10 protein-coding genes and 1 other RNA gene are annotated in these 12,527 nt (G+C 67.0%); 7 read left to right on the forward strand and 4 right to left on the reverse strand.

Annotated features, from left to right (window positions below; translation table 11 throughout):
• The first annotated feature begins 61 nt into the window (after positions 1 to 61).
• Genes AC07PF_RS26900 through AC07PF_RS26920 form a run of 5 tightly spaced genes read left to right on the forward strand, consistent with a single transcriptional unit; the run spans position 62 to position 5,546 of the window.
• Positions 62 to 838: a DUF3348 family protein gene (locus AC07PF_RS26900; protein WP_494613916.1), complete on the forward strand. Its 777-nt coding sequence runs from the start codon at positions 62 to 64 to the stop codon at positions 836 to 838.
• Positions 835 to 3,771: a DUF802 domain-containing protein gene (locus AC07PF_RS26905; protein ID WP_494613918.1), complete on the forward strand. Its 2,937-nt coding sequence runs from the start codon at positions 835 to 837 to the stop codon at positions 3,769 to 3,771. Before AC07PF_RS26900 ends, AC07PF_RS26905 begins: the two co-directional genes overlap by 4 nt.
• Positions 3,768 to 4,424 (forward strand): OmpA family protein, encoded by a 657-nt coding sequence (locus tag AC07PF_RS26910; RefSeq protein WP_494613919.1) that lies wholly within the window; start codon positions 3,768 to 3,770, stop codon positions 4,422 to 4,424. Before AC07PF_RS26905 ends, AC07PF_RS26910 begins: the two co-directional genes overlap by 4 nt.
• The gene (locus AC07PF_RS26915) at positions 4,421 to 5,014 is read left to right on the forward strand and encodes a DUF2894 domain-containing protein (protein WP_494613920.1); all 594 of its coding nucleotides are present in this window, start codon (positions 4,421 to 4,423) and stop codon (positions 5,012 to 5,014) included. Before AC07PF_RS26910 ends, AC07PF_RS26915 begins: the two co-directional genes overlap by 4 nt.
• A gap of 34 nt (positions 5,015 to 5,048) precedes the next feature.
• Positions 5,049 to 5,546 carry a DUF2127 domain-containing protein gene (locus AC07PF_RS26920; RefSeq protein ID WP_145698333.1) on the forward strand — a complete coding sequence of 166 codons (498 nt, stop codon included), beginning with the start codon at positions 5,049 to 5,051 and terminating at the stop codon, positions 5,544 to 5,546.
• A gap of 86 nt (positions 5,547 to 5,632) precedes the next feature.
• Here AC07PF_RS26920 and ssrA read toward each other — a convergent pair.
• The 4 genes from ssrA to ompA all read right to left on the reverse strand — a co-directional run bounded on the left by ssrA (position 5,633) and on the right by ompA (position 8,335).
• Positions 5,633 to 6,019, reverse strand: a transfer-messenger RNA (tmRNA) gene (gene ssrA / locus AC07PF_RS26925).
• 12 nt (positions 6,020 to 6,031) lie between these two features.
• Positions 6,032 to 6,721 carry a phosphoglycolate phosphatase gene (gene gph / locus AC07PF_RS26930; protein ID WP_007852573.1) on the reverse strand — a complete coding sequence of 230 codons (690 nt, stop codon included), beginning with the start codon at positions 6,719 to 6,721 and terminating at the stop codon, positions 6,032 to 6,034.
• Positions 6,722 to 6,744: 23 nt separating this feature from the next.
• Positions 6,745 to 7,473 (reverse strand): bifunctional 2-polyprenyl-6-hydroxyphenol methylase/3-demethylubiquinol 3-O-methyltransferase UbiG, encoded by a 729-nt coding sequence (gene ubiG / locus AC07PF_RS26935; protein WP_494605953.1) that lies wholly within the window; start codon positions 7,471 to 7,473, stop codon positions 6,745 to 6,747.
• Between the two features lie 214 nt (positions 7,474 to 7,687).
• Entirely contained in the window at positions 7,688 to 8,335 is a 648-nt protein-coding gene (gene ompA / locus AC07PF_RS26940) for an outer membrane protein OmpA (RefSeq protein WP_145698330.1), read from the reverse strand.
• Positions 8,336 to 8,557: 222 nt separating this feature from the next.
• On the opposite strand from ompA, the gene gyrA reads away from it, so the two are divergent.
• Both gyrA and serC read left to right on the forward strand, forming a co-directional pair.
• Entirely contained in the window at positions 8,558 to 11,221 is a 2,664-nt protein-coding gene (gene gyrA, locus AC07PF_RS26945; RefSeq protein WP_494613922.1) for a DNA gyrase subunit A, read from the forward strand.
• A 143-nt stretch (positions 11,222 to 11,364) separates the two neighbouring features.
• Positions 11,365 to 12,474: a 3-phosphoserine/phosphohydroxythreonine transaminase gene (gene serC / locus AC07PF_RS26950; protein WP_007852583.1), complete on the forward strand. Its 1,110-nt coding sequence runs from the start codon at positions 11,365 to 11,367 to the stop codon at positions 12,472 to 12,474.
• The last annotated feature ends 53 nt before the right edge of the window (positions 12,475 to 12,527 follow it).

Below are 12,527 nucleotides of genomic sequence, written 5' to 3' on the forward strand. Positions count from 1 at the left end.
CCGTTTCCCGGATGACTGCCTCCCATGAGGGCTGCAGGCGAAGTGAATGGCTACCCCCGGGATGTATCTGCACCAACGAATCGATAGCTCACGCCTCGTCGTCCTGCTCGCGCAATGGACGCGGGCAGAGCGTGCCCCGGCACAGCAGGACGTGGCGGAACAGCTGGGCCAGTGGCTGAGTGTGGTGGATGCGGTCGAGCTCAATGGCTCGCTGCGGTCGATCGAGGCCCATATGGCCCCGTCCGCCGCGGGAGACGAGGCGGCCATCGATACACAGGCCCTGGAGGACCTGCTGCACAAGACCAAGGCCGACCTGACGCGACTGGCAACAGCCCCTGCCCGGTCGGCCCGGCCGCTGCGCGAACGTGCCGACAACACCCCCGTCGAGCAGCCCGACCCGCAGGTCCAGGCCGATTTCGCAGCCCATGGGCCGCGCTATGCGGAGCAGCAAAAGCAGCTGGACGCCCGCCTGGGTGCCCTGCGCACCCACGTGCGCGCCGCCCTGCTCAAGGGCCCAGCGCCCCTGCGGCAATTGGCGGCGCTGGACGGGGTGATGGAGCAGATGCTGGGCGCGCGCGAGCAGCGCCTGTGGGCATCGCTGCCCGGCCACCTGGAGCGGCGCTTCGTGCAGTTGCGCAAGGCGCACCAGGCCCGGGTGCAGGCCTCGGGCCAGGCCGACGACCCGCTGCGCTGGCGCCAGGCCGGCGGCTGGCTTGCCGGTTTCGAGCAGGACCTGCAGGCCCTGCTGCTGGCCGAGATGCAGGTGCGCATGCAACCGATCATGGGGCTGCTGGAGGCAGCCCGCAACGAGAACAGAAGAACAGGTAATCAGGAATGAACAAGAGTGTGATGGCCGGCGTGTTTGCAGCCGGCCTGGCGGTCGCCGGTTGGGTGGCCTGGGGTTTCGTGGGCACCAGCCCACTGGCGCTGGCCATGACGGCCGTGATCGCGGCGGTCTACCTGCTGGGCGCCTACGAGCTGCAGCAGTTCCGCTCGGCCACCGGCGCCCTGGCCCGCGCGCTGGCCGATGTCCCGGTCGAGCCGCAGGCGGACCTCGCCGCTTGGCTGGAGCGCCTGCCCCCGGCCCTGCGCCACCCCGTGCGCCAGCGCATCGAGGGCGAGCGCGTGGCGCTGCCCGGCCCGGCCCTGGCACCCTACCTGGTGGGCCTGCTGGTCATGCTGGGCATGCTGGGCACCTTCCTCGGGATGGTGGTCACCTTCCAGGGCGCGGTGTTCGCGCTGGAAGCCTCGTCCAACCTCGACGCCATCCGCGCGGCGCTGGCCGCGCCCATCAAGGGTTTGGGCCTGGCGTTCGGCACCTCGGTGGCCGGCGTGGCCACCTCGGCCATGCTGGGCCTGATGTCCGCCCTGGCCCGGCGCGAGCGCCTGCAGGTGCTGCGCCTGCTCGACACCCGCATCGCCACCCTGCTGCGCCCCTTCTCGGCGGCGCACAAGCGCGATGGGATGTTTGCCGCCCTGCAGACCCAGGCCCAGGCCATGCCGCTGATTGCCGAGCGCCTGCAGAACCTGATGGAAGGCCTGGAGCGCCGCCACGGGCAGCTCAACGAGCAACTGGTCAGCCACCAGCAGGGCTTTCACCGCGAAGCCGCGACCGCCTACACCGCGCTGGCCAGCACCGTGGGCGCATCGCTGCAGGACAGCCTGGCCGCCAGCGCCCGCCAGGCCGGGGACAGCATCCGCCCGGTGGTCGAACAGGCCATGGCCGCTCTGGCGCAGGAGGCCGAGCGCTCACACCTGCGCCTGCGCGAGGCCACCGATGCGCAGATGCAGGCCCTGTCCACCCAATGGGAGGGCACGGCCCGCCAGGTGGCCGCCACCTGGACCGACGCACTGCACAGCCAGCGCGAGACCCAGGGCCACCTGGTCACACAGCTCGACGGCGCGCTGCAGACCGTGGCGCAAGGCTTCGAGCAGCGCACGGGTGCGCTGCTGGGCTCGCTCAGGGAAACCGTGGACCACTCCCACGCCGCCCAGGCCGCGGCCGACCAGCAACGGCTGGAAGGCTGGAACCGCTCCATGGAGGGCACGGCCAGCGCCCTCACCGCCGAATGGCAGCGCGCAGGCGAGCGGACCGCAGCACAGCAACGCGAGGTGGGCCTGGCACTGGCCGGTGCTGCCGCACAACTCGACCAGACGCTGCAAGCCGCCAGCCAGGCTTTCGACCAGCGCGCGGGCAGCCTGCTCGCCTCGCTGCAGGACACGGTCGCCCAGTCCCATGCGTCCCAGGCCCAGGCCGACCAGCAGCGACTTGAAGGCTGGAACCGCTCCATGGAAGGCATGGCCGGCACGCTGGCTGACGAATGGCAACGCGCCGGCGCCCAGACGGCAGAGCAGCAACGTGCCGCAGGCCAGGCCCTGGAAGGCGCCGCCACGCAGCTCGAGCGCGCACTGCAGGCCGCCACGCAGTCCTTCGAGCAGCGCGCCAGCGCCCTGCTGGCATCGCTGCAGGACACCGTGGCGCAGTCGCATGCGGCACAGGTACAGACCGACCAGCAGCGCCTCGAAGGCTGGAACCGCTCCATGGAAGGCATGGCCGGCACGCTGGTTGCCGAATGGCAGCGCGCAGGCACGCAGACGGTGGAGCAGCAGCGTGCCGTGGGCCAGGCCCTGGAGGGCGCGGCCACACAACTTGACCGCGCACTGCAGGCCGCCACGCAATCCTTTGAGCAGCGCGCCAGCGCCCTGCTGGCATCGCTGCAGGACACCGTGGCGCTATCGCACACGGCCCAGGTGCAGGCCGACCAGCAGCGCCTGGAGACCTGGAGCCGCTCCATGGAAGGCATGGCCGGCGCGGTCACGGCCGAGCTGCAGCGCGCAGGCACGCAGGCCACGGAACAGCAGCAGGGCCTGTACCGCACCCTGGAGGAAACGGCCTCCCAGCTGACCGACCGCATGTCCGGCCAGGTGCAGCAGACCTTGGGCAGCACGGCGCGCCTGATGGAACAGTCCGACGCGCTGCTGCGCACGCGCGTCGAGGCCGAAGCCCGCTGGGAAGAGGCCCAGGGCGAGCGCATGGACAGCCTCACCGCCGTGTGGCGCACCGAGCTCGCAGCCCTGCGCGATGACGAGGCCGCGCGCGGCCAGGCAGCCGTGGAGCGGCTCGATGCGCTGCAGGCCGCCGTGGCCGGACACCTGGCCACGCTGGGCTCGGCGCTCGAGGCGCCCCTCACGCGCCTGCTGCAGACGGCATCCGACGTGCCGCAGGCCGCGGCCGAGGTGATCACCCAGCTGCGCCAGGAGATGACTCGCTTGGGCGAGCGCGACAACCTCGCGCTGGAAGAACGCACGGCCATGATGGAGCGGCTCGCCACGCTGCTGCATTCCGTCAATGAGGCCGCCGTGCAGCAGCGCGCCGCCATCGAATCGCTGGTCGGTTCGGCCGCCCAGGTGCTCGAGCAGGCGGGCCAGCAGTTCAGTGAGGCCCTGGGCACGCAAGCCGGCAAGGTGGACGAGGTGGCCGTGCACGTGGCGGCCAGCGCCGTGGAACTGGCCAGCCTGGGTGAGTCGTTCAGCCACGGCGTGGGCTTGTTCACCGCCAGCAACGACAAGCTGCTGCAGGGCCTGCAGGGCATCGAAAGCGCCATCGGCCAGTCCCTGGGCCGCAGCGACGAGCAACTGGCCTACTACGTGGCCCAGGCGCGCGAGGTGATCGACCTGAGCATCTCCTCGCAGCAGGGCATCGTCGAAGACCTGCGCCGCCTGCACGGGCAGGCTGCGGCCACCGCATCGGCCCAGGGAGTGGCCGCATGACGGGGATGGGTTTTGACGACACCCTGGACGACACCACCGAGCAGACTGCCCCGGTCTGGGCCGTGTTCGGCGACCTGATGGCCGGCCTGCTGGGCGCCTTCGTGCTGATCCTGGTGGGCGTGCTGGTGGTGCAGATCGACCTGGTGAGCAGCCTCAAGCAGGAGGTGGAAAAACGCCAGGCGGAAGAGCAGCGCCGCATGGCGCTGGAAAAGGCCCTGGCCATCCCCCTGGCCAGCGGCCGCGTGACGGTGAGCAACGGCCGCATCGGCATCAGCGGCAGCGTGCTGTTCGCCACGGGATCGGCCGAGCTGCGGCCCGAGGGGCGCCAGTTGCTGACCACCCTGGTGCAGCCCCTGCTGGTGTACCTGCGCGAGCGCGACGAGATGCTGATGGTCAGCGGCTTCACCGACAACACCTTGCTGCGCAGCGGCGGCAGCCAGCGCTTTGCCGACAACCTGGAACTATCGGCCCAGCGCGCGCTGACCGTGACCCGTGCCCTGGCCGAAGAAGGCATGCCTTCGTCCCAGGTGTTTGCCGCAGCCTTCGGCGCCGAGCAGCCCGTGGCCGACAACGCCGACGAAAAGGGCCGCGCGCAGAACCGCCGCGTGGAAATGGCCCCGGTGCCCAGGGCATCCAAGCCCAAACCGCCATGAGCGAGCCCACGCTGGAGTCCTTGAAGGCGGATGGCAGCGACGGCCATGATCCCGCGCGTTTCCAGTACCTGGAGGCTCTGGCGCGGCGCATGCAGGCACAACCGCTCGCCGTGCAGGCCTTGCTGCAGCAGCGGCTGCAGGCCGCCGTGGTCGACTACGCCGCGCGGGCCGGTGCTGCCACCCCATCGCCAGCACCGCCCTTGCGCGCCACCTGTGCAACGGACTCGCCTCTGGCCCTGCTCAACCGCAATCTGGCTGCACGCGCGCAGGCCGAGGCCGACCACGTGCGCACCAGCGAAAGCACCAGCACATCGGAAATGAAGAGCGTGCGCCAGTTCAGCGAGGTCTGGTCCAAGATCTCCGCCGACCAGCAGGTCACGCAGGCACTGCACAAGGCGCCCGAAAACGCAGGCCCCCTCAACTCGCACAAGCTCATGCTGCGCTCGCTGGGCCTCATGCGCGGGCTCTCGCCAGACTACATGCGCAGGTTCATGGCGCAGATGGATTCACTGCTTTGGCTGGAGCAGACGAATGCCGATCTGGCGCGCCCGGCGCCCAGGGCGCCACGCCCGAACCGCACCAGGCGGTAGATCGAGCGATAGGCAAGCACCCACTGCGGCTACCATGCCAGGCATGCACCCGCCAACGCCTGGGGACGTCCCGCCACCTCATCGCCAGGCACTGCGCGCCATTGCCGCCTTCGAGGCCCTCAAGGGATTTGCAGCCCTGGCGGCCAGCCTGGGCTTCGTGGGGCTGCTGCACCACGACCTGCACCACATCGTGGCCTCGTTGATCGGGCACATCGGCCTCGCGCCCGGCGACCGCTATCCGGCCATGGTTCTCACCGACATCGATCACCTGATGGGCACCAATCTCAAGCCCTTGCTGCTTGCCGCCGCAGCCTATGTGCTGGTGCGCTTCGCCGAGGCCTACGGACTGTGGCAGGACCGGTGGTGGGGCGAATGGCTGGGCGCGCTGTCCGGAGCGCTGTACATCCCGTTCGAGCTATGGCACTTCGCGCACAGGCCGAGCGTGGCATCGGCTGCTGTGGCGCTGGCCAACATGGCCATCGTGGGATTCCTCGGGCAGCAGCTGTGGCGGCGCCGGCGTCAAAGTCCATGAATGCGCACCACGGTGCGCAATCCTGCAGGCATTGGCCAAGAAAAAAGGCGCTCATCCGGTCAGGATGAGCGCCTTTGGTCGTTAGGTGGTGGAGCTGGCGGGAATTGAACCCGCGTCCGCAAGCCTTCACCAGGCAGATCTACATGTTTAGCGGTCTGATTTGGATCTCGCCGCCTGTGTCGCGCAGTCGCACGCTACACCGGCCGCCAGCACCCTTGAATCTCGCCCCAACCCAAGGTACCCGGATTGGAGCCAGCCCATGTAATTATCCTTGCAGCCGGGAGGCGCTGATTGCTCAGAACCCCCTTGCCCAGCCCATCGGCCAACTGTTGCAAGGCTCACTGGCAATTAAGCAGCGAGTGCGAAACGTTCGTCGTTTGCAGTTAGTTTGTTAAATCGAGATTTACGAGCGTGAATCAAGCTCGACATGCACCACACTGACTCCGAACCCACGTCGAAACCAGGACAGCCCCAGACTTCCTATTTTAGGCCTGTCCCAGCAGTTGCAAGAGCTCAAAGGGAGATTTAATTGCAGCGTGCGCTCCCCAGGCATGCGGGGCCTGGGCCGAGCCCAGGTAGCCGTAGGTGGCGGCCACGGTGCCCATGCCGGCGGCCAGGCCGGCCACGATATCGCGCTCGTCGTCACCCACGTAGATGCACTGGCTGGCGTCGATTTTCAAGCGCGCAGCCGCCTCCAGCAGCGGCGCCGGGTGCGGCTTGGCATGCGGCGTGGTGTCGCCGCTGACCACAGCGCCCGCGCTGGCGAACAGCGGCATGGCGCGCGTGAGCGGGTCGGTGAAGCGCATGGCCTTGTTGGTCACCACACCCCAGGCCAGGCCCCGGGCCTGCAGCGCCTCGACCAGTGCCGGCACGCCCTCGAACACCTCGGTAAGCACCGTCATGCGCGCTTCGTAGTTGGCAAAGAACTCCTCGCGCAAGGCGGCGAACTCCGCGTCCTCGGGCTTGAGGCCGAAGGCCTCGCCCAGCATGCCGCGCGCACCGGCGCCGGCCATGGGGCGGTAGCGCGCCAAAGGCAGGGACTCCATACCCCGGTCGGTGCGCATCTTGTCGGCGGCAGCGGCCAGATCAGGAGCGCTGTCGATCAGGGTCCCGTCCAGGTCGAACAGGACGGCGCGGATGTTGTGGAATACAGGATTCAGGGCGGGTGTCGTCACGGAAACGGATCTCTCAGGTCAAATCAGGCCGCGCGCTGCGTTGCGAACATATAGTTCACGCTGGTGTCGTTGCTCAGCCAATAGCGCTTGGTCAGCGGGTTGTATTCCAGCCCCCGGGTCTGCAGCACATCGAGACCCGCGCTGCGGCAGTGCGATGCCAGCTCGCTCGGGCGGATCATCTTGGCGTATTCGTGCGTGCCGCGCGGCAGCATGTTGAGCACGTACTCCGCCCCCACGATGGCCAGCATGAAGGCCTTGGCATTGCGGTGGATGGTGGAGAAGAACACCCAGCCGCCGGGCTTGACGAGTTCCGAGCAGGCCTTGACGACGGAGGCCGGGTCGGGTACGTGCTCGAGCATCTCCATGCAGGTCACCACATCGAAGCTGGCGGGCTGCTCGGCTGCCAGTGCTTCCACGCTGATCTCACAGTACTGCACCCCTTTGGTGCCGGCCTCGAGCGCATGCAACTGCGCCACGCGCAGCGCCTTGGTGGCCAGGTCGATACCGGTCACGTCAGCCCCCTTGCGCGCCATGGAGTCGGCCAGGATGCCACCGCCGCAGCCCACGTCGAGCACGCGCTTGCCGCCCAGGCCGCTCAGGGCGTGGATCCAGTCCAGCCGCAGCGGGTTGATCTGGTGCAGCGGGCGGAACTCGCTGTCCGGATCCCACCAGCGGTGGGCCAGCGCGGAAAACTTGGCCAGCTCGGCCGGGTCGGCGTTGACAGGGGGGATGGTGGTCGTTTCTTCGCTCATGGTGTGCATTGTCAACGATGCTGCATGCCCATCACAAAGCCGCACCCCTGGCAGTCCGTCCCAGGGAATGCTTTTGCTGCCATATATATAGATATAGGGGCATGCACGGGTTGCACGCGGGGCACGGCAATTTGTAACAGTACAGAATCCGGAAAGGTCTGGACGAAAAAAAGCCCCGTTGCCGGGGCTTTCTTGGTGCGAACCAATCGAAAGATTAGTTAGCGCGGGTGCCAACCACTTCGATTTCCACGCGGCGGTTCTTGGCGCGGCCTTCAGCGGTCTTGTTGTCAGCCACTGGTTGCTTTTCGCCCTTGCCTTCGGTGTACACGCGGTTCTTTTCGATGCCCTTGGACACCAGGTAAGCCTTGACGGCTTCGGAACGGCGGACCGACAGCTTCTGGTTGTAAGCATCGGAACCCACGGAGTCGGTGTGACCCACGGCGATGATGACTTCCAGGTTGATGCCCTTGACCTTGGAGACCAGGTCGTCCAGCTTGGCCTTGCCTTCTGCCTTCAGCACCGACTTGTCGAAGTCGAAGAATGCGTCAGCAGCGTAGGTCACCTTGCTGGCCATCACTGGTGGCTGAGCAGCTGGAGCTGGTGCTGGTGCTGCTGCTGGAGCAGCGCCAGGAGCTGCTGCTGGAGCAGCAGCGGCGGGTGCTGGAGCAACAATGGCGCCATCGCAGCCTGGAGCGGCGGTAGCCGGCGTCCAGTTGGCATTGCGCCAGCAGTATTCGTTGGTGCCGTTCTTCCAGACCAGTTGGCCAGAAGCATCTCTCCAGTTGTCAACGGTTTGGGCGCCAGCGGCGGTTGCGAGCGCTGCAGAGGCAAACAACATCGCCACTTTGTTCAGTTTCTTCATGGTTCTCCTCTTGGGGAAAAAGCCGCAGCCGCGCTGCGAATCAGGACGCTTGAGGTGACCATCACCCAAAGCGTTCAAACGATTGTGCCATACGTAACAGGGCAAAAGCGCCCGCACCGCATTGGGGCCCGTAGGACAAAACCGTAATTGCGGCGATATGTTGCGAGAGCGCGACACGCTTTCCCCTCTAAAATGATTCTCCTTCGCCGTCACCGCCGCCCTATGACCCAGTTTGCCAAAGAAACCCTGCCCATCAGCCTCGAAGAGGAGATGCGGCGCAGTTACCTCGACTACGCGATGAGCGTGATCGTGGGCCGGGCGCTGCCCGACGCGCGCGATGGCTTGAAGCCCGTGCACCGGCGCGTGCTGTTCGCCATGCACGAGCTCAACAACGACTGGAACCGGCCTTACAAGAAGTCCGCGCGTATCGTCGGCGACGTGATCGGCAAGTACCACCCGCACGGCGATTCGGCGGTATACGACACCATCGTGCGCATGGCGCAGGACTTCTCCTTGCGCCACATGCTGGTGGACGGCCAGGGCAATTTCGGATCGGTGGATGGTGACAACGCGGCAGCAATGCGGTACACGGAAATCCGCCTGGCGAAGATCGCGCACGAAATGCTCGGCGACATCGACAAGGAAACCGTCGACTTCGGCCCCAACTACGACGGCAGCGAAAAAGAGCCACTGGTACTGCCCAGCAAGCTGCCCAACCTGCTGGTCAACGGCTCGGCCGGCATCGCGGTGGGCATGGCCACCAACATCCCGCCGCACAACCTCAACGAAGTGGTCGATGGCTGCCTGCACATGCTGCGCAACCCCGATGCCACGGTCGACGAGCTGATGGAGATCATCCCCGCGCCCGACTTCCCCACGGCCGGCATCATCTACGGCATCAATGGCGTGAAGGACGGCTACCGCACGGGCCGTGGCAAGGTTGTGATGCGCGCCAAGTGCCACTTCGAGGACATCGATCGTGGCCAGCGCCAGGCCATCATCGTCGACGAGCTGCCCTACCAGGTCAACAAGAAGACGCTGCAGGAGCGCATGGCCGAGCTGGTGCACGAAAAGAAGATCGAGGGCATCAGCCACATCCAGGACGAGTCCGACAAGTCGGGCATGCGCCTGGTGATCGAGCTCAAGCGCGGTGAAGTGCCCGAGGTGGTGCTCAACAACCTGTACAAGCAGACGCAGTTGCAGGACACCTTCGGCATGAACATGGTGGCGCTGATCGACGGCCAGCCCCGCCTGTGCAACCTGCGCGACCTGATCAGCGTCTTTCTGCAGCACCGCCGCGAAGTGGTCACGCGCCGCACGGTGTTCGAGCTGCGCAAGGCACGCGACCGCGGCCACGTGCTCGAAGGCCTGGCCGTGGCCCTGGCCAACATCGACGACTTCATCGCCATCATCCGCAACGCCCCCACCCCGCCGGTGGCCAAGGCCGAGCTGATGGCCCGCCCCTGGGACAGCAAGCTGGTGCGCGAGATGCTCACCCGCACGCGCGCCGATGGCGGCGTGGTCAGCGCCGACGACTACCGCCCCGACGGCCTGGAAAAGGAATTCGGCATGGGCCAGGACGGCCTGTACCGCCTGTCGGAAACGCAGGCCCAGGAAATCCTGCAGATGCGCCTGCAACGCCTCACGGGCCTGGAGCAGGACAAGATCGTCGCCGAGTACAAGGAAGTCATGTCGGTCATCGAAGACCTGCTGGACATCCTGGCCAAGCCCGAGCGCGTCTCCACCATCATTGGCGAAGAACTCACCTCCATCAAGACCGAGTTCGGCCAGAGCAAGCTCGGCGCACGCCGCAGCATCGTCGAGTACAGCGCGCAGGATCTGTCCACCGAGGACCTGATCACCCCCACCGACATGGTGGTGACGCTCAGCCACACCGGCTACATCAAGAGCCAGCCGCTGTCCGAATACCGCTCGCAAAAGCGCGGCGGACGCGGCAAGCAGGCCACGGCGACCAAGGAAGACGACTGGATCGACCAGCTCTTCATCGCCAACACGCACGACTACATCCTGTGCTTCTCCAACCGCGGCCGGCTGTACTGGCTCAAGGTCTGGGAAGTGCCGGCAGGCTCGCGCGGCTCGCGCGGTCGCCCCATCGTCAACATGTTCCCGCTGCAGGAGGGCGAGAAGATCAACGTGGTGCTGGCGCTCACCGGCGACATGCGCACCTTCCCGGCCGACCGCTACGTGTTCATGGCAACCAGCATGGGCACCGTGAAGAAGACCGCGCTCGACGAGTTCAGCAACCCGCGCAAGGGCGGCATCATCGCCGTCAACCTCGATGACGGCGACTATCTGATCGGCGCCGCCCTGACCGACGGCCAGCACGACGTGATGCTGTTCAGCGATGGCGGCAAGGCCGTGCGCTTCGACGAGAACGACGTGCGCCCCCTGGGCCGCCAGGCCCGCGGCGTGCGCGGCATGACGCTGGAAGACGGCCAGAGCGTGATCGCCATGCTGGTGGCCGAGGACGAGACACAAAGCGTGCTCACCGCCACCGAGAACGGCTACGGCAAGCGCACCAGCATCGTCGAGTACACGCGCCACGGCCGCGGCACCAAGGGCATGATCGCCATCCAGCAGAGCGAGCGCAACGGCAAGGTCGTGGCCGCCACGCTGGTGCATGCCGATGACGAGATCATGCTCATCACCGACAAGGGCGTGCTGGTGCGCACCCGCGTTTCCGAGATCCGCGAGCTGGGCCGCGCCACGCAGGGCGTGACGCTGATCGCGCTGGACGAAGGCTCCAAGCTCAGCGGCCTGCAGCGCATCGTCGAGAACGATGCCAACGTGGTCGAGGGCGAAGGCGGCGCATCGGATACCGGCAGCGATGCCGCACCGGACACCGACAGCCCCTCCGAGTCCTGACGGACTGCATGTGCGCGGCAGCACCCCGGGGCACACCGGGTGCTGCACGCCATGCGCCTTCGGGCAGCATGAAGCAATGCGGGCCAGCGCAGCGCAAGCCGCCAGCCCACCGAGACAGCCATCCATTTTCCGTTTTGCCTGACATGAACCGCCCCTACAACTTCTCCGCCGGTCCCGCCGCCATTCCCGCCGAAGTGCTGCAACAGGCCGCTTCCGAAATGCTGGACTGGCACGGCAGCGGCATGGGCGTGATGGAGATGAGCCACCGGGGCAAGGAATTCCTGTCCATCTACCAGCAGGCCGAGGCCGACCTGCGCACGCTGCTGGCCGTGCCCGCGAACTTCAAGATCCTGTTCATGCAGGGCGGCGGCCTGGCCGAGAACGCCATCGTGCCGCTGAACCTCTCGCGCGCCGCTGCGGTGGACTTCGTGGTCACCGGCAGCTGGAGCCAGAAGTCGCAAAAGGAGGCACGCAAGTACGCCTCCGAGGTCAACATCGCCGCCAGCAGCCAGGACAGCGACTTCACCACCCTGCCCGCCCCTGCCACCTGGAACCTGAGCCGCGGCGCGAGCTACCTGCACATCTGCAGCAACGAGACCATCAACGGCACCGAATTCCACGAGCTGCCCGACCTCAAGGCGCTGGGCACGGATGCGCCGCTGGTCATCGACTTCTCGTCGCACGTGGCCTCGCGCAGCGTGGACTGGTCGCGCGTGGGCCTGGCCTTCGGCGGCGCGCAGAAGAACCTGGGCCCCGCCGGCCTGACGCTGGTGGTGGTGCGCGAAGACCTGCTGGGCCATGCCCTGCCCGCCTGCCCGAGCGCCTTCGACTACAAGACCGTGGCCGACAACGAGTCCATGTACAACACCCCGCCCACCTGGGGCATCTACGTGGCGGGCCTGACCTTCCAGTGGCTGCTGCGCCAGCGCGAGGGCGAGCTCACCGGCGTGGCCGCGATGGAGCAGCGCAACATCGCCAAGGCACAGCTGCTCTACAACACCATCGACGCCTCGCAGCTGTACGTGAACAAGGTGGCGGCCAACTGCCGCTCGCGCATGAACATCCCCTTCTTCCTGCGCGACGAGTCGCGCAACGATGCCTTCCTGGCCGGCGCCCGCGAGCGCGGCCTGCTGCAGCTCAAGGGCCACAAGTCCGTGGGCGGCATGCGCGCCAGCATCTACAACGCCATGCCATTGGCCGGTGTACAGGCGCTGGTGGACTACATGCGAGAATTTGAACAAAAGCGCGCCTGAGTCCCCCTTCCCAGCCCCCTCCCGCCGGACGCCCGCCAGAAAAGTTGCCCTTT

The organism is Acidovorax sp. GW821-FHT10A04, from assembly GCF_059415825.1.

Excerpts from the sequence above, each read along its gene's own strand:
- ubiG (WP_494605953.1), bottom strand. The coding sequence starts at position 7,473 with ATGAGCGAAGAAACGACCACCATCCCCCCTGTCAACGCCGACCCGGCC.
- AC07PF_RS26905 (WP_494613918.1), top strand. The coding sequence starts at position 835 with ATGAACAAGAGTGTGATGGCCGGCGTGTTTGCAGCCGGCCTGGCGGTC.
- ompA (WP_145698330.1), bottom strand. The coding sequence starts at position 8,335 with ATGAAGAAACTGAACAAAGTGGCGATGTTGTTTGCCTCTGCAGCGCTC.
- gyrA (WP_494613922.1), top strand. The coding sequence starts at position 8,558 with ATGACCCAGTTTGCCAAAGAAACCCTGCCCATCAGCCTCGAAGAGGAG.
- AC07PF_RS26920 (WP_145698333.1), top strand. The coding sequence starts at position 5,049 with ATGCCAGGCATGCACCCGCCAACGCCTGGGGACGTCCCGCCACCTCAT.
- AC07PF_RS26900 (WP_494613916.1), top strand. The coding sequence starts at position 62 with ATGTATCTGCACCAACGAATCGATAGCTCACGCCTCGTCGTCCTGCTC.
- AC07PF_RS26910 (WP_494613919.1), top strand. The coding sequence starts at position 3,768 with ATGACGGGGATGGGTTTTGACGACACCCTGGACGACACCACCGAGCAG.
- AC07PF_RS26915 (WP_494613920.1), top strand. The coding sequence starts at position 4,421 with ATGAGCGAGCCCACGCTGGAGTCCTTGAAGGCGGATGGCAGCGACGGC.
- serC (WP_007852583.1), top strand. The coding sequence starts at position 11,365 with ATGAACCGCCCCTACAACTTCTCCGCCGGTCCCGCCGCCATTCCCGCC.